Source organism: Rhizorhabdus sp. P4_G6, assembly GCF_056401045.1.
On the sequence record NZ_JBFUKC010000007.1, the window covers coordinates 52,272 to 66,813 of the forward strand.

Below are 14,542 nucleotides of genomic sequence, written 5' to 3' on the forward strand. Positions count from 1 at the left end.
GCAACCCTCGATCCGCTCGCCGCCCCACATCGGAAGGGCGCCCAGACAATGCTCACCAGTCTCATCGTCCCCACCTACACGCAGATGTTGACGGCACTGGCGGGCTGGCTCGACAAAGCCGGCGCCCAACGCCCGGGCGGCGAAGCCGAAGCGCTCCTGTCCGCGCACCTCGCTCCCGACATGTTCCCGCTGGCCACCCAGGTCCGCTTCGCCTGCGCGCAGGCCCATGAAGCCGTCGCCCGGCTAAGCGGAGAGGAACTACCGCCGTCGGTCGCGGCGCTGCTGGACGAGGGCCGCAACGCGCGGGAGCGCCCCGGCACGCTCGCCGATGCCCAGGCCAGGATCACCGAGACCCTCGCCCTGCTCGACGCCCTCCCCCCGGCCGCGCTCGACACCGATCCCGCCCAGCCGATCGCGCACGCCCTGCCCAACGGCATGATCTTCGACCTGACCGCGGAGCAATATGCCCGCGACTGGAACCTCCCCCAATTCTACTTCCACCTGATGACCACCTACGCGATCCTGCGCAGCGAGGGCATCGCCCTCGGCAAGGCGGATTATGTCGCGCATATGTTCGCCTATCTGCGGCCGGGCACGGCGCCGACCGGCTGATACAAGACGGCGCGATCGTCACGCATCACCCCTCATCTTCAGGGGAGGGGCAGGGAGGTGGGGCCTCTCCTCGAGCACCACGCGAAGCGATACGCCCCCAGGTGCAATGCGCCATCAGGCGACCACTTGATCGAGCCCGCGCTGTCCGAGCTGCCCCAACCCCGCTCATACTGAGGAGCTGCTGAGCTTGTCGAAGCGGCGTCTCGAAGGACATCCCACCGCCCAGGGGGGCGTAAGGGGTCCCTTGAGTGTCATTGACCTATACGTCAATGGCGCATAAGTCGTGCCAATGAGTAAGGCCGAGCAGGCGGACCTCATCGCATTGAGCAAGGCCCTGCTCGCTTATTATGGAGATCGGCCATGAGCGCCTATGAGAGCATTCGACAGGGGCTGACCGAAGCCCTGGCCTTCGCGGAGGGCAAGGAGACCGGAGCGGTCGTTCACCATGTCGCGGTGCCCGCCGTCGATGTCGCCGCCATCCGGGCCAGCACCGGCCTGTCGCAGGGTGCGTTCGCGCGCAGCATCGGCGTCGCCAAGGGCACGCTGCTCAACTGGGAACATGGCCGCCGCCGCCCGACCGGCCCCGCCCAGGTGCTCCTCGCGATGATCGCCAAGAGGCCGTCGCTGGTCAGCGAGCTTCTGCGCTGAGCGGGAGAAGTTCGGCGCTGTCGTCGTCCATGAGAACGAGCGCAATCTTAACAACAAGATCAGCAGGGGCGGCTTTACGGCTGCGCTCCTGCTCCAATGCCCACGCGGTCTACGGCTGACCTGCCCCACCCCGCTCATCCTGAGGAGCCACTGAGCTTGTCGAAGTGGCGTCTCGAAGGAGGCCAAAAATTACGCCGCCGATAATCGCCCAGCATGATATCAGCCGCCATGGCTTTCGGCGTCTTCATTCACCGGTCCGATTCGATCTACGACGACACCCCGGCGGAGAGATATCAGTTTCCCAAACAATATCTCGAGCGTGCGAGAACATGCGCGGGCGACTGGATCGTCTATTATGAACCGCGCAAAGTCTTGGACACGAAGGGCTATTACGCTGTCGCCAAGGTAGAGCGCATCATTGCCGACCCCTCAGCGCCCGGAATGTACCTCGCATTGATCGAGCCTGGCACCTATCTCGACTTCGCCACGCCAGTTCCCTTTGCCGATGAAAATGGCCCGATCGAACGCGGCGTGCTCAATGAGGCCGGAAGAATTTCGGGACGCGCGCAGGCGGCCGTTCGCGGGCTGTCGACGAGCGACTTCAACCGCATTGTCGAGGCCGGCCTCGCCGATAAAGATCCCCTGCTGCCGCGAACCGACCTTGCAGCCATCGGCCCCAGCGTCCGCGAGGAGCACACCCCCTTCATGGTGGACGAAGCCCGGGAGCGCGTATCCGCAATTGTGTCTCGCATCGTGCGTGATCGCGTCTTCCGGCGGATCGTTCTGCGCGCTTATGACGAACGCTGTGCCGTCACCGGATTGAAGCTCATCAATGGCGGCGGGAGGGCCGAGGTCGAAGCCGCCCATATCCGTCCGGTGGAAGCGAACGGCCCCGACATCGTCAGCAACGGCCTTGCGCTTTCAGGAACAGCCCATTGGATGTTCGATCGCGGCCTGATCGGGCTGGATGACGACATGCGCATCATGGTCTCGCGCCAGGCCAACGACCCCGACAGCATCCGCTCCGTCATCAATGCCAGCGGTCGCATAATGATGCCACCTCGCGAAGCCGATCGCCCGCATCCCCAATTCGTTCGATGGCACCGCGAGCATTGTTTCAAACATTGAAACATGGAAGCGGCCGCGCCCGTGCCAATCCGATACGGCAGGAAGTAACTGCGTTGATTATTACGCAATTCTGTAATCGATACTTTTCAGCGCTTAATCCCAGCGAAGTCGAACGTAACCCGTAGCCTACGCTCCTTTCCTTGTGGATCAGCTTCGAATTCCTTACTGCCAATCCGAATAGCCCCATCGCACAGATCAAACTTTCGACCGAACAACGGCTCCGCGACATTTGTGGTACATCTCACGATCACACCGTTGGGTGACACGTCAAAGAAAGACTCCGATATCACTTTACGGATGCCATACATCTTACTTGGTATAATGATTGACTGTGGGTCGACTATAGTAACTTGAAGGCCGACATCGACCTGCTGCAGCGTCGACAAATCCACTCCGAGGACGCCGCTAAGGGCTTGCTCGTATCTGAATGTATCGCAGTTTACCATATCGGCTTCATGATGGCCGAAATTTCTGATGTTGCAGCCCGTTATCGCGCCATCAATGCCGATCGAATATGAAATAATCGAGCCTTGCTCGGTCAACTTGTCCCTGGGTATCGCCCATCGAACCCGCTGCGCATATTCGCCTCGCGTCGGCAGCCCTTTGCTATCCCGCGCGGGCATGAACCGAGCTCGTCTTTTGAGAAGATCACAGGTCAACTCATCTAAGCTCTCGCTCCCCGATGACGCCTTAACGGAACATCCCGCCGGATTACCGGCGACGTCTACTTCCAACGCGACGACCACAGAGCCTTCTTTGTCCTGCTCAATCGCCGATCGTGGATAATCCGTAGCCGATATCCATTCGGACGGGTCGGAAAGAGGCATCGGCCGGCTTTGCACAACCGCGCCTATGGCAGCCATTATCAGTAGCAACTTCGCCCCCAGTCTGAACCCACGTTGGAATATCGCTTTTTACGCATGTGCAACCATTTCCCTCGGAATGTTGGCCACAAGGCAGCGCCGGATTAACGGGGACAAAATCGTAGCACCAGCCACAGGCGCGCAAGAGCAGTAATCAGGGTTGCTGGTCAAGCTCGGCACTGGTCCGTAATGGATTTAAGTGGCCACGGCTTCAGATCGCTAGCGGCAAGCCAGAAATTTGAGAGGATGCACCGACCATGGAACCCGAAACTACGGTGGCAGGGCAGCAATTCGGCAGTAGGAGGCCGACAGACGCCAACTCACGCGCGCAAAAGTCGAGAGCCTATTAACGATAAATACTGCGCTCCCCATCGTTGGATCGGTGGAACCCGAACCTCCCGTCAAGCTATTCTGAAGCCCCCTCCCCGGAGACTCACAGCATGGCAAAGCTCGTGTTCGGAATGAACCAGTCGCTGGACGGCTATGTCGACCATATGGCGTTCGCGCCGGACCGCACCCTCTTCCGCCACTTCATCGCGGAGGCGCAGGCGCAGGCCGGCAGCCTCTACGGCCGCAGCATCTATGAAATCATGCGCTACTGGGACGATGATCGTCCCGAATGGGATGCCGACGAGCAGGCCTTCGCCACGGCGTGGCGCAGGCAGCCGAAATGGGTCGTCTCGCGCTCGCTGATGTCGGTCGGCCCCAACGCCACGCTTGTCGGCGATGATCTTGAGGGTGCGATCCGCGCACTGAAGGCCGAGCGGGACGGCGAGATCGAAGTCGCCGGCCCGCATCTGGCGCACAGCCTCACCCAACTCGGCCTGATCGATGAATATAGCATCTACCTGCACCCCGTCGTCCTCGGGCAGGGCAAGCCTTATTTCGCCGGCCCCCGGCCGCCGCTCCGCCTGATGTCCAGCGATCGCATCGGCGCGGATGTGATCAGACTGGCCTATGGTCCTGCCTGAACGACGGTGACGAACCGAAGCACCGTTCCGATCGTTCGTTCTTGATTTGTTCCGTCATTTCTGCTAGGCACCGCGACCCCTTCCTGGAGCCCGAGCGCCCATGACAGACCTGACTACCGGCACGACCCCCTCTGCGCCGTCCACCACCGGGCCGCCCGCCGACCAGACCCCGGCCCACTGGCCCGACGATCCCAACGAAATGCTGAACGAGATGATGTCCGAGCAGGCGAATTCGCTGCACAACATGTTCGGTTCGCTGAGGGATTATGCCGGAGAAGTCTTCCCCACGTCCCCGCATGCGGCGCAGGTCTATATCCGGCTCGCCCTGCGGGCCCAGGCGAATTGCCGGTCGACGATGGAGTCGATCGTCCGGGCCGATCGCGCCAGCCGGCGCGACGCAGCGGCCCCGGCAAAGTGAACAGCGCCACGAGCACCCCGATGCAGCCGGACATCCTCGCCAGCGCACCCCGCTGCGGCGCGCGCACCCGTGCGGGTTCGCCCTGCCGCGCCCCGGCCGTCAACGGCGCCCGGCGCTGCCGGATGCACGGCGGCAAGGGCAGCGGCGCCCCGCGCGGAAACCGCAACGCCTGGAAGCACGGCGTGCGCTCCGCCTGGATCAGGTCGGTCGCCCGCTATCTGCGCGCGACCTCTCCGGCCCGCCTCCGCGAAACCGAAGCACCGGCCCGGCACGCCCGCGTCCAGCCCCCCGCCGCTTTCGCCGCGCCGGAAAAAACAAAAAAAACGCACACACAACCCCATGCACCCGGAAAAAGCTGCGAACGGCTCGCAAATGAAAACCCCTCTCCCATCTTCATGGGCGAGGCCGGGTGAGGCTCTTCTTCCTTCCGCGCCTCCCGGTCCACGCCCGTCGAAAGAAGACAACAGACCCTCATCCAGCCCTCTCCCGCCCTTCGACTGCCTGCAAGGCAGGCGCTCAGGATAAACTTCAGCCAAAGGCTGAAGGCGGGAGAAGGCTCCGGCCTGCACGGCATTGCCATCCCTCACTCTCTCCGCCCCTCTCTCCGGTCCCCCAACGCCGTCATTCCAGCGAAAGCTGGAATCTCTCTTCGCTGACATGTCACGGGAAGGGCGGGGAGAAGGTTCGCGCGAAGCCATGGCGCAAAGAAATCTTGGCCCCGCCCCAAGCATCCTTCATTTGCGCATTGCGGCATCAGGGGCCATCTGGCGGCCATGGCATCCTTGCTCGATCCTGAAGCGCGCGGGCGCGTCATCCTCGTCGGCGCCGGTCCCGGCGATCCCGGCCTGCTGACGCTGCGCGCGGTCGAGGCGCTGCGCGCCGCCGATGTCGTCGTCCATGACGGCCTCATCGACATGCGCGTGCTCGATCATGCGCCGGCCGGGGCGCAGCGCATCTCGGTCGCCAAGCAGCGCGATCGACACACCCTGCCGCAGGAGGCGATCAACGCGCTGATCATCGCCCACGTCAAGGCGGGCTCGGTGGTCGTGCGGCTCAAGGGCGGCGATCCGTTCGTGTTCGGCCGCGGCGGCGAAGAGGTCGAGGCGGTCCGCGCCGCCGGCCTTCCGATCGAGGTCATCCCCGGGGTATCCTCGGCGCTGGGCTGCGCCGCCGAAGCGATGCTGCCGCTCACCCACCGCGACTGGTCGAGCGCGGTGAGCTTCGTGGCGGGCACCTGCAAGGGGCTGAGCGAGCAGAATTGGGCAGGCCTGGCCGGCCAGGGCCGCACCCTCGTCATCTATATGGGCGTCACCTGCGCCGGCGCCATCGCCGACAAGCTGATGGCGGACGGCGTCGCGCCCGACATGCCGGTGGCGGTGCTCGAGCGCGGCACGCTCGAAGGCTCGCGCGCGATCCGCACCCTGCTTGCCGATCTCGGCGACATGGTGCCGCGCGAGCAGGTGATCAGCCCGGCGATCATCGTCGTCGGCGAGGTCGTCCTGCTGTCCGACGCCGAAAACCGCCTCAAGGGCCTCGCGGCACAGGCCGAATGGATGAAAGACCCTGAAGTGATAAGAGACCGGGCGTGAAGATATTGACGGGGAATGATCTGGTGACCGGCGACGTGATCTGGTGGACCGGCGAAGGCTGGTCGCGCCATGTCGAGCATGCCGTCGACGTCGACCAGCATGGCGAGGCCATCGCCGCGCGCGAGGAAGCGGCGCGGCACGTCAACGGCCCCTATGTGATCCAGGCCGAGCTGACCGGCACGGGCCCCCGCCCCGCCCATATCAAGGACCGCATCCGCGCGATCGGCCCGACCGTCCGGGCCGATCTCGGCCTCAAACCCGCCGATCCGGCCATCGGCGACTGGGTGATCTGACATGTACCGTTACGACCAATATGATCAGGCGATCGTCGATGCCCGCGTCGAGGAATTCCGCGATCAGGTGAAGCGCCGCCTGTCCGGCGAAATGAGCGAGGACCAGTTCAAGCCGCTGCGGCTGATGAACGGCCTCTATCTCCAGCTTCATGCCTATATGCTGCGCATCGCCATCCCCTATGGCACGCTGTCGGGCAAGCAGATGCGGGTGCTCGCCCATATCGCGCGGACCTACGACAAGGATTACGGGCACTTCACCACCCGGCAGAACCTCCAGCTCAACTGGATCAAGCTGTCCGACGCGCCCGACATCCTCGCCGAGCTGGCCAAGGTCGAGATGCATGCCATCCAGACCAGCGGCAACTGCATCCGCAACATATCGTCGGATCAATATGCCGGCGCCGCCGCGGACGAAGTCGAGGATCCCCGCCCCTGGGCCGAGCTGCTGCGCCAGTGGAGCACCTTCCATCCCGAGTTCAGCTATCTGCCGCGCAAGTTCAAGATCGCGGTGATCGCGGCCGAGGAGGATCGTGCTGCGGTCAAGCTCCACGACATCGGGCTGCAGCTGCACCGCAACGACGCGGGCGAGATCGGTTTCCGCGTGTTCGTCGGCGGCGGCATGGGCCGCACCCCGATGATCGCGCCGGTCATCCGGGAGTTCCTGCCCAAGGCCGACCTGCTGAGCTATATGGAAGCCTGCCTGCGCGTCTATAACCGCTTCGGCCGGCGCGATAATCTCTACAAGGCGCGGATCAAGATCCTCGTCCATGAGATCGGCGGCGACGAATATCGCCGTCAGGTCGAGGAGGAATTCCTCCACACGAGCACGCTGGGGCTGGACGCGCCGGAGGCCGAATATGAGCGGATCGCCGCGACCTTCGCGCCACCCGCCTTCGAGACCGGCCTGCCCGACCAGATCGACCGCAGCGATCCGGAGTTCGCGCTTTGGGTCGACCAGCAGGTCGCCGCGCACAAGGTGCCGGGCTATGCGATCGTCAACATCAGCCTCAAGCCGACCACCGGCATCCCAGGCGACGCATCCTCGGCGCAGATCGACGTCATGGCGGAGCTCGGCGAGACCTACAGCTTCGACGAGCTGCGCGTGACCCATGCGCAGAACATCGTCCTGCCCCATGTCCGCAAGGCCGATCTCTACACGATCTGGCAGAAGCTCGACGCGGCCGGACTGGCGACGCCCAATCTCGACCTGATCGGCGACATCATCGCCTGTCCCGGGCTCGACTATTGCTCGCTGGCGAACGCCCGCTCGATCCCGCTGGCGCAGAAGATCGCCAGCCGCTTCGCCGATCTCGGCAAGCAGCGCGACCTCGGCGAGCTCAAGCTGAAGATCTCCGGCTGCATCAACGCCTGCGGCCACCATCATGCCGGCCACATCGGCATCCTGGGCGTCGATCGCAAGGGCGAGGAGAATTACCAGCTCTCCTTCGGCGGCTCTGCGGCCGAGGATACCAGCATCGCCCGGATCATCGGCCCCGGCTTCTCCGAGGACGGCGTCGTCGACGCGATCGAGAAGGCGGTGAACGTCTTCACCGCGCTGCGCACCGATGGCGAGCGCTTCGTCGATACCTATCGCCGCGTCGGCGAGGCACCGTTCAAGGAGGCGATCTATGGGTGATCTGATCCGTTTCCGCGACGACGAGGCGCATGACGAGCCGGCGGTGACGCTCGACGGCTTTCTCGGCCAGTCGAACGCCACATCGGTCCGGCTCGAGCCGACCGACGATCCGCGCGCGCTGATCCCCTATCTCGACCGGCTGTCGCTGATCGAAGTGTCGTTCCCCAAGTTCCGCGACGGCCGCGGCTATTCGACCGGAAGCATCCTGCGCGAGGCCGGCTATGCCGGCGAGCTGCGCGCGGCCGGCGACGTGCTGGTCGATCAGATCGGGCCGATGCGGCGCTGCGGCTTCGACGCCTTCCTTACCGAAGTCGAGATCGATCGCGAGACGCTGGACAAGCTGCTGGGCCTGTATGACGGCGTCTATCAGAAGACGGTCGACGGACGGATTCCGATCTGGGCCCGGCGCCATGGCTGAGCCGGCTCGCCGCATCGACCGGATCGACACGGCGCCGCGCTTCACCGCGGCCGACGTCGCGCGCCTCAACGCGCGCTTTGAAGGCGTCGGCACCGAAGAGGTGATCCGCACCGTGCTGGCCGAAAAGCTGCTCGGCGAGGCCGCGGTGGTCTCGTCCTTCGGCGCCGAGTCCGCGGTGCTGCTCGATCTCGTCGCGCGGGTCGACCCGTCCGTGCCGGTACTGTTCCTCGACACCGGCAAGATGTTCCAGGAGACGCTCGACTATCGCGACGCGCTGATCGCGCGGCTCGGGCTGACCGGCGTGCGCAACATCGCGCCCGAAGAGGCGGTGATCGCCGCCAGGGACGGCACCGGGCTGCGCTGGTCCTATGATCCCGACGGCTGCTGCGAGATCCGCAAGGTGCTGCCGCTCGCCCGGGCGATGAAGGGCTTCGACGCGTCGATCACCGGCCGCAAGGGTTTCCAGGCGGCGACCCGCATCGGCATCCCGCGCTTCGAGCTCGACGGCGACCGCATCAAGTTCAATCCGCTCGCCGACTGGACCAAGGCGGATCTGGACGGCTGGTTCGAAAGCCGCGAGCTGCCGCGCCATCCGCTGGAGGCCCAGGGCTATCTGTCGATCGGCTGCGCGCCCTGCACGAGCATCGTCAAGCCGGGCGAGGATCCGCGCGCGGGCCGCTGGCGCGGATGGGACAAGGTCGAGTGCGGGATCCACGGCGAACCGCTGGTTCGTCCCGGGGAAGAGCCGGTCTTCTGATCCGGATCGACCCGGTCAGCCGATGATGAACAGGCCGATCTTGTAGAGAATGTAGAATGGCGCGCAGAGCACCGCGCCGGCCAAGATGCCGTCCATGACATGATCGACGCGCTGCATGCCCGATCCCCTCCGAACTGCCCTGCTCGTGCAGGGTCATGATCGTGCAGCAAACCACATCCGCGCGCACTTGTCATGCGGCTAGTCTCGCCTAGTCGTCATAGTCCTGGCTGCCGTACATTTCGTCGGCGAGATCGGAGAATTTGGTGAACCGGCTCTCGAACTTGAGCGGGATCGTCCCGGTCGAGCCGTGGCGCTGCTTGGCGATGATGAGTTCGGCGCGGTTATGGGCGCGGGACATCTTCTGCTGCCATTCCTCGAAGGCCGTCACTTCGACCGCGCTGTCGCCGACCGCGATCGACGCTTCCTTGGGACGGATGAGGTTGAGGTAATAATCCTCGCGATAGACGAACCACACCATGTCGGCATCCTGCTCGATCGATCCGGATTCGCGCAGGTCCGACAGCACCGGCTTCTTGTTCTCGCGCTGCTCGACCGCGCGGCTGAGCTGCGACAAGGCGATCACCGGCACGTTGAGTTCCTTGGCCAGCGTCTTGAGGCCGCGGCTGATCTCGGAGATCTCCTGGACGCGGTTGCCGTCCGCGCTGCGCCCGGAGCCCTGCAGCAGCTGGAGATAGTCGACGACGATCACGCCGATGCCGCGCTGCCGCTTGAGGCGCCGCGCGCGGGTCCGCAGCGCCGCGATCGTCAGGCCCGGCGTGTCGTCGATATAGAGCGGCAGGCCTTCGAGATCCTGCGCCGCGCGGGCGAAAGTGGTGAACTCCGCATGGCTGATCTTGCCCATGCGGATCTGCTCGGCGCTGATCTCCGCCTGCTCGGACAGGACGCGGGTCGCCAGCTGGTCCGCCGACATTTCGAGGCTGAAGAACGCCACCGGCGCGCCCACCGACTTCTCGATGCCCGCCTGCTGGTCACGAATATAGCGGATAGCCACGTTGAACGCGATGTTGGTGGCCAGCGAGGTCTTGCCCATGCCGGGGCGGCCGGCGAGGATGATCAGGTCGGACGGATGAAGACCGCCGATCTTGGCATTGAGCCGCTCCAGCCCCGTCGTCAGGCCGGCGACATGACCGCCCGAGTTGAGCGCCGCGCTGGCCATCTCGATCACGACCTTGGTCGCCTGGCCAAACGTCTTGACGCTGCCCTCCTCGCCGCCCTGCTCGGCGACGCGATAGAGCTGGATCTCGGCCTGCTCGATCTGCGCCTTCGGGTCGACATCATCGGAGGTATCGAGCGCCTGCTCGACCATCTCGCGGCCGACGCCGACAAGCGCGCGCAGCAGGGCCAGGTCATATATCTGGTTGGCGAAGTCGCGGGCGCCGATCAACGCTGCGCCGCTGCCCGTCAGCTGGGCCAGATAGCCAGGGCCGCCCAGCTCGCGCATCCCCGCGTCGCCCTCGAACATCGGCCGCAGCGTCACCGGCGTGGCCAGCATGTTCCGATCGAGGAGGCGCAGGATCGCTTCATAGATCCGGCCGTGCAACGGCTCGAAGAAATGCTCCGGCCGCAGCCTGATCTGGATGTCCTCGGCCAGCCGGTTGTCGATCATGATAGCGCCCAGCAGCGCCGCTTCGGCCTCGATGTTCTGCGGCAAGGCGGGTGCCTCGGCCCCGGTGGGAGCGATATGTCTGACAGGCTCGAGCATGGCGCGATTATCGGCGCGAAGCACCCCTGCCGCAAGCGGCGTCGCGCAAAAGTTCGGGGGACGGATCTGTGGATCGATTCTGCTTGTCTTAAATGTTGCAAGCGTCCATAATGTAAGCATGCTCCCAGATATGAGTCGCAATATTTCGTTTCTGATGCACGATATCGCGCGCCGGTCGCGATATTGGTTCGATGCGCGCGCCCGTTCCCGGGGCATCACGCGCGCGCAGTGGCGGGTGCTGATCATGTTGTCGCGGATCGATGGCTGCACGCAGAGCGAGCTGGCCGAACGCCTGGACGTCGAGCGCATTACCCTGTGCCGCATGGTCGATCGGCTGGCGGAGGCCGGGTTCGTGGAGCGCCGCGCCGATCCTTCCGACCGTCGCGTATGGAGATTGCACCTCACCGAGCGGGCGATGCCGCTCGTCGGGGAGCTCGAGGCCATTGCCCACGAGATGGAGGAAAACATGCTCGCGCCGCTGTCGGCGGAGCAGCGCCTGGTCCTGACCGATCTGCTCATCTCCGTGCGCGACCATATTCGCCAGGACGAGGATCCGATCGAGCTACCGCGCGCCGAGGCACAGCTGTGAACGAGATGAGCAGCATCACCGCGGACGCGGAGCTCGGCGTCACCGCCGGCAAGGACCGCCGCCTGGGCCGTCTCGCGGCCATGGTGTCGGTACCGGCGCTGCTGCTGTTCGTGGGTCTCTACTTCTGGCTATCCGGCGGGCGCACCGTCTCGACCGACAATGCTCAGGTGAACGCGCATGTCGCCGAGGTGAGCTCGGAAATCGGCGGGCGCATCACCGGGGTCTATGTTGCCGAGAACCAGCATGTGAACCAGGGCGATCTGCTGTTCCGCGTGGATCCCGAGCCGTTCCGGATCGCGCTGATGCAGGCCGAGGCCGCGGTGGGCAACGCCGAACTGTCGGTGGCCCAGCTCCAGAGCACCTATCACGCCAAACAGGCCGACACGCAAAAGAGCGTGTCGGACGTCAGCCTCGCGCGCGACACCTTCCGCCGCCAGCAGGAGCTGCTCGCGCGCGGCTTCACCACGCGTGCCAACTATGATGCGGCCAAGGCTGGGCTCGCTGCCGCGCAAGCCGAGCAGGCATCGGCTGCTTCCGAAGCCGAGTCGGCCCGGGCCGTGCTCGGCGTCTCCAGAGCCGGCGGCCACCCCGTCGTCGAAGCCGCCATGGCAGCGCGCGACAAAGCCAGGTTCGACCTGTCGCGTACCGAGGTTCGGGCTCCGATCAGCGGCGTAATCAGCCAGGCCGACAAGCTTTCGCCTGGCACGATTGCGGTTCAGATGCTGCCGCTCATCAACATCGTCAGCGACCACGGCTATTGGATCGACGCCAACTTCAAGGAAACCCAGCTCGACAAGATGCGAATCGGCCAGCGTGCAGACATCGAGGTCGACGCCATTCCAGGGCGCACCATCAAAGGCCATGTCATCGGCATCAACGCCGGCACCGGCTCGCAATTCTCGCTGCTGCCGCCCCAGAACGCCACCGGCAACTGGGTGAAGGTCACGCAGCGTGTGCCGGTGCGCATCCAGATCGACGACAAGCTCGACCGGCCGCTGGTGGCCGGCTGGAGCGCCCATGTGACGGTCCACGTGGCCGATTGAGTTCCTCCCCCAAGAGGCAAACTGGAAGCCTGTAGGACCGCAAGGTTCTGCAGGCTTCTCTTTATCGACCGGCCTGGTCCAGACCGGCCGAACCGACTGGTTTTCCCGCCTGCCGCGGAAGCGCAAAGCGCTTCCACCCCGGCCGATCACCCTCTATGGCCAACAGCCGCATGTCCGATCCGCGCATCATCGCCATCGATCTCGATGAGAAGACGATCATCTGGCGCAACGCCGATGTCGAGCAGGAGCGACGCGTGGCGATCTTCGATCTGCTCGAAGCCAACCACTTCAAGCCGCTCAAGCCCTATCCGCGAGGTTATGCCGGCCCCTATCGGGTCAAGCTGCGGGTCGAGGAAGGGCGGCTGGCGATCGACATCACCGCTGAAAGCGGCGAACTTCTTGAAACGCTTATCCTCGGGCTCGGCAGCTTCCGTCGTCCGATCAAGGATTATTTCGCAATCTGCGACAGCTATTTCCAGGCCATACGGAGTTCCACGGCGCAACAGATCGAGACGGTCGACATGGCCCGGCGCGGCATCCACAACGATGCGGCAGAACTTCTCAAGGATCGGCTGGAGAACAAGATCGACGTCGACTTCGATACTGCGCGCCGCCTCTTCACGCTGATCTGCGTGCTCCATATCCGTGGCTGAACCGGTCGACATGCGCGAAGTCGCCGGCCGTGTCCTCATCGACGCCGCGCGCGAGGCTGCCGGCCACGCCCACGCGCCCTATTCGCGCTTCGGCGTTGGCGCGGCGGTGCTGCTCGGGGACGGCCAAGTGATCACCGGTGCCAATTTCGAAAATGCCAGCTACGGCCTATCGCTCTGCGCCGAAACCGTCGCGATCGCCACCGCCAACAGCCGCGGTCACCTGCGCGACATCGTCGCGATCGGAGTCATCGGCGGCCGGCTCGGCGCGGACAGGACGATCAGCGGCTCCGACCTCGTCATGCCGTGCGGGCGCTGCCGGCAGATCATCAACGAGGCCGCCGATCTCGGCGGACAGGACATCGACATCTACTGCGGAGCGGCCGATGGCAGTGCGTTCGCCTATTATCGAGCGTCCGAATTGCTGCCGCACGCCTTCGGCCCGGCCGATCTCGGCATAAGATAGGGTCTACCGCCGCCGCGTCTCAGCAACCTTGCCGTCATGCTGAACTTGTTTCAGCATCCACTCCTGATCTAGGGCCATCCTCAAGTGAAGCGGTGGATGCTGAAACAAGTTCAGCATGACGATGAACGATGGCGGCCGCTTATCAGGACGGCCGCGTGAAAGGGATTTCAGCCGAATGTCGATCATGTCGGACAAGTGGATCAGAGAACAGGCGCAAAAGCACGGCATGATCGAGCCGTTCGTCGAGGCCCAGCGGCGCGACGGCTGCATCAGCTATGGTCTTTCCTCCTACGGCTATGACGCGCGGGTCGCGCCCGAGTTCAAGATCTTCACCAATGTCGATTCGGCGACGGTCGACCCGAAGAACTTCGCCTCGAACAGCTTCGTCGACCGCGAGACCGAGGTCTGCATCATCCCGCCGAACAGCTTCGCACTAGCGCGCACGGTCGAATATTTCCGCGTGCCGCGCGACGTGCTCGTCATCTGCCTCGGCAAATCGACCTATGCGCGATGCGGCATCATCGTGAATGTGACGCCGCTCGAGCCGGGTTGGGAAGGCCATGTCACGCTCGAATTCTCGAACACCACCCCCCTGCCGGCCAAGATCTACGCCAATGAGGGCGCCTGCCAGTTCCTGTTCCTGCAGGGCAACGAACCCTGCGAGACGAGCTATGCTGACCGTGCGGGCAAATATATGGGCCAGCAGGGCGTGACGCTGCCGAAGCTTTGACGCCGTCC

Annotated in this window: 18 protein-coding genes and 1 pseudogene; 17 read left to right on the forward strand and 2 right to left on the reverse strand. The window is 64.5% G+C overall.

The window, feature by feature from the left end; genetic code table 11:
• Window positions 1–48: 48 nt before the first annotated feature.
• The 4 genes and pseudogenes from AC1DPF_RS09540 (at window position 49) to AC1DPF_RS09555 (ending at window position 2,388) form a co-directional block, all read left to right on the forward strand.
• Complete coding sequence (locus AC1DPF_RS09540) at window positions 49–612, forward strand: DUF1993 domain-containing protein (protein WP_477961085.1); 564 nt, start codon at window positions 49–51, stop codon at window positions 610–612.
• Between the two features lie 360 nt (window positions 613–972).
• On the forward strand, window positions 973–1,260 hold the full coding sequence (locus tag AC1DPF_RS09545) for a helix-turn-helix domain-containing protein (RefSeq protein WP_477960945.1): 288 nt from the start codon (window positions 973–975) through the stop codon (window positions 1,258–1,260).
• A 25-nt stretch (window positions 1,261–1,285) separates the two neighbouring features.
• Window positions 1,286–1,414: pseudogene (locus AC1DPF_RS09550) on the forward strand (DUF6471 domain-containing protein); the annotation flags it as partial.
• Window positions 1,415–1,488: 74 nt separating this feature from the next.
• Window positions 1,489–2,388 (forward strand): HNH endonuclease, encoded by a 900-nt coding sequence (locus AC1DPF_RS09555; protein ID WP_477869692.1) that lies wholly within the window; start codon window positions 1,489–1,491, stop codon window positions 2,386–2,388.
• Between the two features lie 86 nt (window positions 2,389–2,474).
• Here the strand turns inward: AC1DPF_RS09555 and AC1DPF_RS09560 are convergent, their stop codons facing one another.
• Window positions 2,475–3,251 (reverse strand): energy transducer TonB, encoded by a 777-nt coding sequence (locus AC1DPF_RS09560; RefSeq protein ID WP_477960947.1) that lies wholly within the window; start codon window positions 3,249–3,251, stop codon window positions 2,475–2,477.
• A 440-nt stretch (window positions 3,252–3,691) separates the two neighbouring features.
• Here AC1DPF_RS09560 and AC1DPF_RS09565 point away from each other — a divergent pair, with 440 nt between their 5' ends.
• The 8 genes from AC1DPF_RS09565 to AC1DPF_RS09600 all read left to right on the forward strand — a co-directional run bounded on the left by AC1DPF_RS09565 (window position 3,692) and on the right by AC1DPF_RS09600 (window position 9,333).
• Complete coding sequence (locus tag AC1DPF_RS09565) at window positions 3,692–4,222, forward strand: dihydrofolate reductase family protein (RefSeq protein WP_477960949.1); 531 nt, start codon at window positions 3,692–3,694, stop codon at window positions 4,220–4,222.
• Between the two features lie 100 nt (window positions 4,223–4,322).
• Entirely contained in the window at window positions 4,323–4,640 is a 318-nt protein-coding gene (locus tag AC1DPF_RS09570) for a hypothetical protein (protein WP_477869688.1), read from the forward strand.
• A complete protein-coding gene (locus AC1DPF_RS09575) occupies window positions 4,637–5,053 on the forward strand; it encodes an HGGxSTG domain-containing protein (RefSeq protein WP_477960950.1) in 417 nt (138 codons plus the stop codon). The genes AC1DPF_RS09570 and AC1DPF_RS09575 overlap by 4 nt, the downstream gene beginning before the upstream one ends.
• Before the next feature lie 360 nt (window positions 5,054–5,413).
• Complete coding sequence (gene cobA / locus AC1DPF_RS09580; protein WP_477869684.1) at window positions 5,414–6,229, forward strand: uroporphyrinogen-III C-methyltransferase; 816 nt, start codon at window positions 5,414–5,416, stop codon at window positions 6,227–6,229.
• Window positions 6,226–6,522 carry a DUF2849 domain-containing protein gene (locus tag AC1DPF_RS09585; protein ID WP_477869682.1) on the forward strand — a complete coding sequence of 99 codons (297 nt, stop codon included), beginning with the start codon at window positions 6,226–6,228 and terminating at the stop codon, window positions 6,520–6,522. The genes cobA and AC1DPF_RS09585 overlap by 4 nt, the downstream gene beginning before the upstream one ends.
• 1 nt (window position 6,523) lies before the next feature.
• Window positions 6,524–8,158, forward strand: a complete 1,635-nt coding sequence (locus AC1DPF_RS09590; protein ID WP_477869680.1) for a nitrite/sulfite reductase — start codon at window positions 6,524–6,526, stop codon at window positions 8,156–8,158.
• Window positions 8,151–8,576 (forward strand): DUF934 domain-containing protein, encoded by a 426-nt coding sequence (locus AC1DPF_RS09595; RefSeq protein WP_477869678.1) that lies wholly within the window; start codon window positions 8,151–8,153, stop codon window positions 8,574–8,576. The genes AC1DPF_RS09590 and AC1DPF_RS09595 overlap by 8 nt, the downstream gene beginning before the upstream one ends.
• A complete protein-coding gene (locus AC1DPF_RS09600) occupies window positions 8,569–9,333 on the forward strand; it encodes a phosphoadenylyl-sulfate reductase (RefSeq protein WP_477960952.1) in 765 nt (254 codons plus the stop codon). The genes AC1DPF_RS09595 and AC1DPF_RS09600 overlap by 8 nt, the downstream gene beginning before the upstream one ends.
• 208 nt (window positions 9,334–9,541) lie before the next feature.
• Here the strand turns inward: AC1DPF_RS09600 and AC1DPF_RS09605 are convergent, their stop codons facing one another.
• The gene (locus AC1DPF_RS09605; RefSeq protein ID WP_477869674.1) at window positions 9,542–11,056 is read right to left on the reverse strand and encodes a replicative DNA helicase; all 1,515 of its coding nucleotides are present in this window, start codon (window positions 11,054–11,056) and stop codon (window positions 9,542–9,544) included.
• Window positions 11,057–11,186: 130 nt separating this feature from the next.
• Here AC1DPF_RS09605 and AC1DPF_RS09610 point away from each other — a divergent pair, with 130 nt between their 5' ends.
• The 5 genes from AC1DPF_RS09610 (at window position 11,187) to dcd (ending at window position 14,534) form a co-directional block, all read left to right on the forward strand.
• Window positions 11,187–11,645: a MarR family winged helix-turn-helix transcriptional regulator gene (locus AC1DPF_RS09610; protein WP_477869672.1), complete on the forward strand. Its 459-nt coding sequence runs from the start codon at window positions 11,187–11,189 to the stop codon at window positions 11,643–11,645.
• Window positions 11,646–11,650: 5 nt separating this feature from the next.
• A complete protein-coding gene (locus tag AC1DPF_RS09615; protein ID WP_477960954.1) occupies window positions 11,651–12,688 on the forward strand; it encodes an HlyD family secretion protein in 1,038 nt (345 codons plus the stop codon).
• Between the two features lie 170 nt (window positions 12,689–12,858).
• Window positions 12,859–13,341, forward strand: coding sequence for a UPF0262 family protein (locus AC1DPF_RS09620; RefSeq protein ID WP_477869668.1), 483 nt, complete (start codon window positions 12,859–12,861; stop codon window positions 13,339–13,341).
• 10 nt (window positions 13,342–13,351) lie between these two features.
• Window positions 13,352–13,804, forward strand: a complete 453-nt coding sequence (locus tag AC1DPF_RS09625) for a cytidine deaminase (protein ID WP_477869896.1) — start codon at window positions 13,352–13,354, stop codon at window positions 13,802–13,804.
• Between the two features lie 175 nt (window positions 13,805–13,979).
• The gene (dcd, locus tag AC1DPF_RS09630) at window positions 13,980–14,534 is read left to right on the forward strand and encodes a dCTP deaminase (RefSeq protein ID WP_477960957.1); all 555 of its coding nucleotides are present in this window, start codon (window positions 13,980–13,982) and stop codon (window positions 14,532–14,534) included.
• The last annotated feature ends 8 nt before the right edge of the window (window positions 14,535–14,542 follow it).

Excerpts from the sequence above, each read along its gene's own strand:
- AC1DPF_RS09545 (WP_477960945.1), top strand. The coding sequence starts at position 973 with ATGAGCGCCTATGAGAGCATTCGACAGGGGCTGACCGAAGCCCTGGCC.
- AC1DPF_RS09615 (WP_477960954.1), top strand. The coding sequence starts at position 11,651 with ATGAGCAGCATCACCGCGGACGCGGAGCTCGGCGTCACCGCCGGCAAG.
- AC1DPF_RS09605 (WP_477869674.1), bottom strand. The coding sequence starts at position 11,056 with ATGCTCGAGCCTGTCAGACATATCGCTCCCACCGGGGCCGAGGCACCC.
- AC1DPF_RS09565 (WP_477960949.1), top strand. The coding sequence starts at position 3,692 with ATGGCAAAGCTCGTGTTCGGAATGAACCAGTCGCTGGACGGCTATGTC.
- AC1DPF_RS09540 (WP_477961085.1), top strand. The coding sequence starts at position 49 with ATGCTCACCAGTCTCATCGTCCCCACCTACACGCAGATGTTGACGGCA.
- AC1DPF_RS09625 (WP_477869896.1), top strand. The coding sequence starts at position 13,352 with ATGCGCGAAGTCGCCGGCCGTGTCCTCATCGACGCCGCGCGCGAGGCT.
- AC1DPF_RS09595 (WP_477869678.1), top strand. The coding sequence starts at position 8,151 with ATGGGTGATCTGATCCGTTTCCGCGACGACGAGGCGCATGACGAGCCG.
- dcd (WP_477960957.1), top strand. The coding sequence starts at position 13,980 with ATGTCGATCATGTCGGACAAGTGGATCAGAGAACAGGCGCAAAAGCAC.
- cobA (WP_477869684.1), top strand. The coding sequence starts at position 5,414 with ATGGCATCCTTGCTCGATCCTGAAGCGCGCGGGCGCGTCATCCTCGTC.
- AC1DPF_RS09590 (WP_477869680.1), top strand. The coding sequence starts at position 6,524 with ATGTACCGTTACGACCAATATGATCAGGCGATCGTCGATGCCCGCGTC.
- AC1DPF_RS09610 (WP_477869672.1), top strand. The coding sequence starts at position 11,187 with ATGAGTCGCAATATTTCGTTTCTGATGCACGATATCGCGCGCCGGTCG.
- AC1DPF_RS09560 (WP_477960947.1), bottom strand. The coding sequence starts at position 3,251 with ATGGCTGCCATAGGCGCGGTTGTGCAAAGCCGGCCGATGCCTCTTTCC.
- AC1DPF_RS09555 (WP_477869692.1), top strand. The coding sequence starts at position 1,489 with ATGGCTTTCGGCGTCTTCATTCACCGGTCCGATTCGATCTACGACGAC.
- AC1DPF_RS09570 (WP_477869688.1), top strand. The coding sequence starts at position 4,323 with ATGACAGACCTGACTACCGGCACGACCCCCTCTGCGCCGTCCACCACC.
- AC1DPF_RS09600 (WP_477960952.1), top strand. The coding sequence starts at position 8,569 with ATGGCTGAGCCGGCTCGCCGCATCGACCGGATCGACACGGCGCCGCGC.
- AC1DPF_RS09620 (WP_477869668.1), top strand. The coding sequence starts at position 12,859 with ATGTCCGATCCGCGCATCATCGCCATCGATCTCGATGAGAAGACGATC.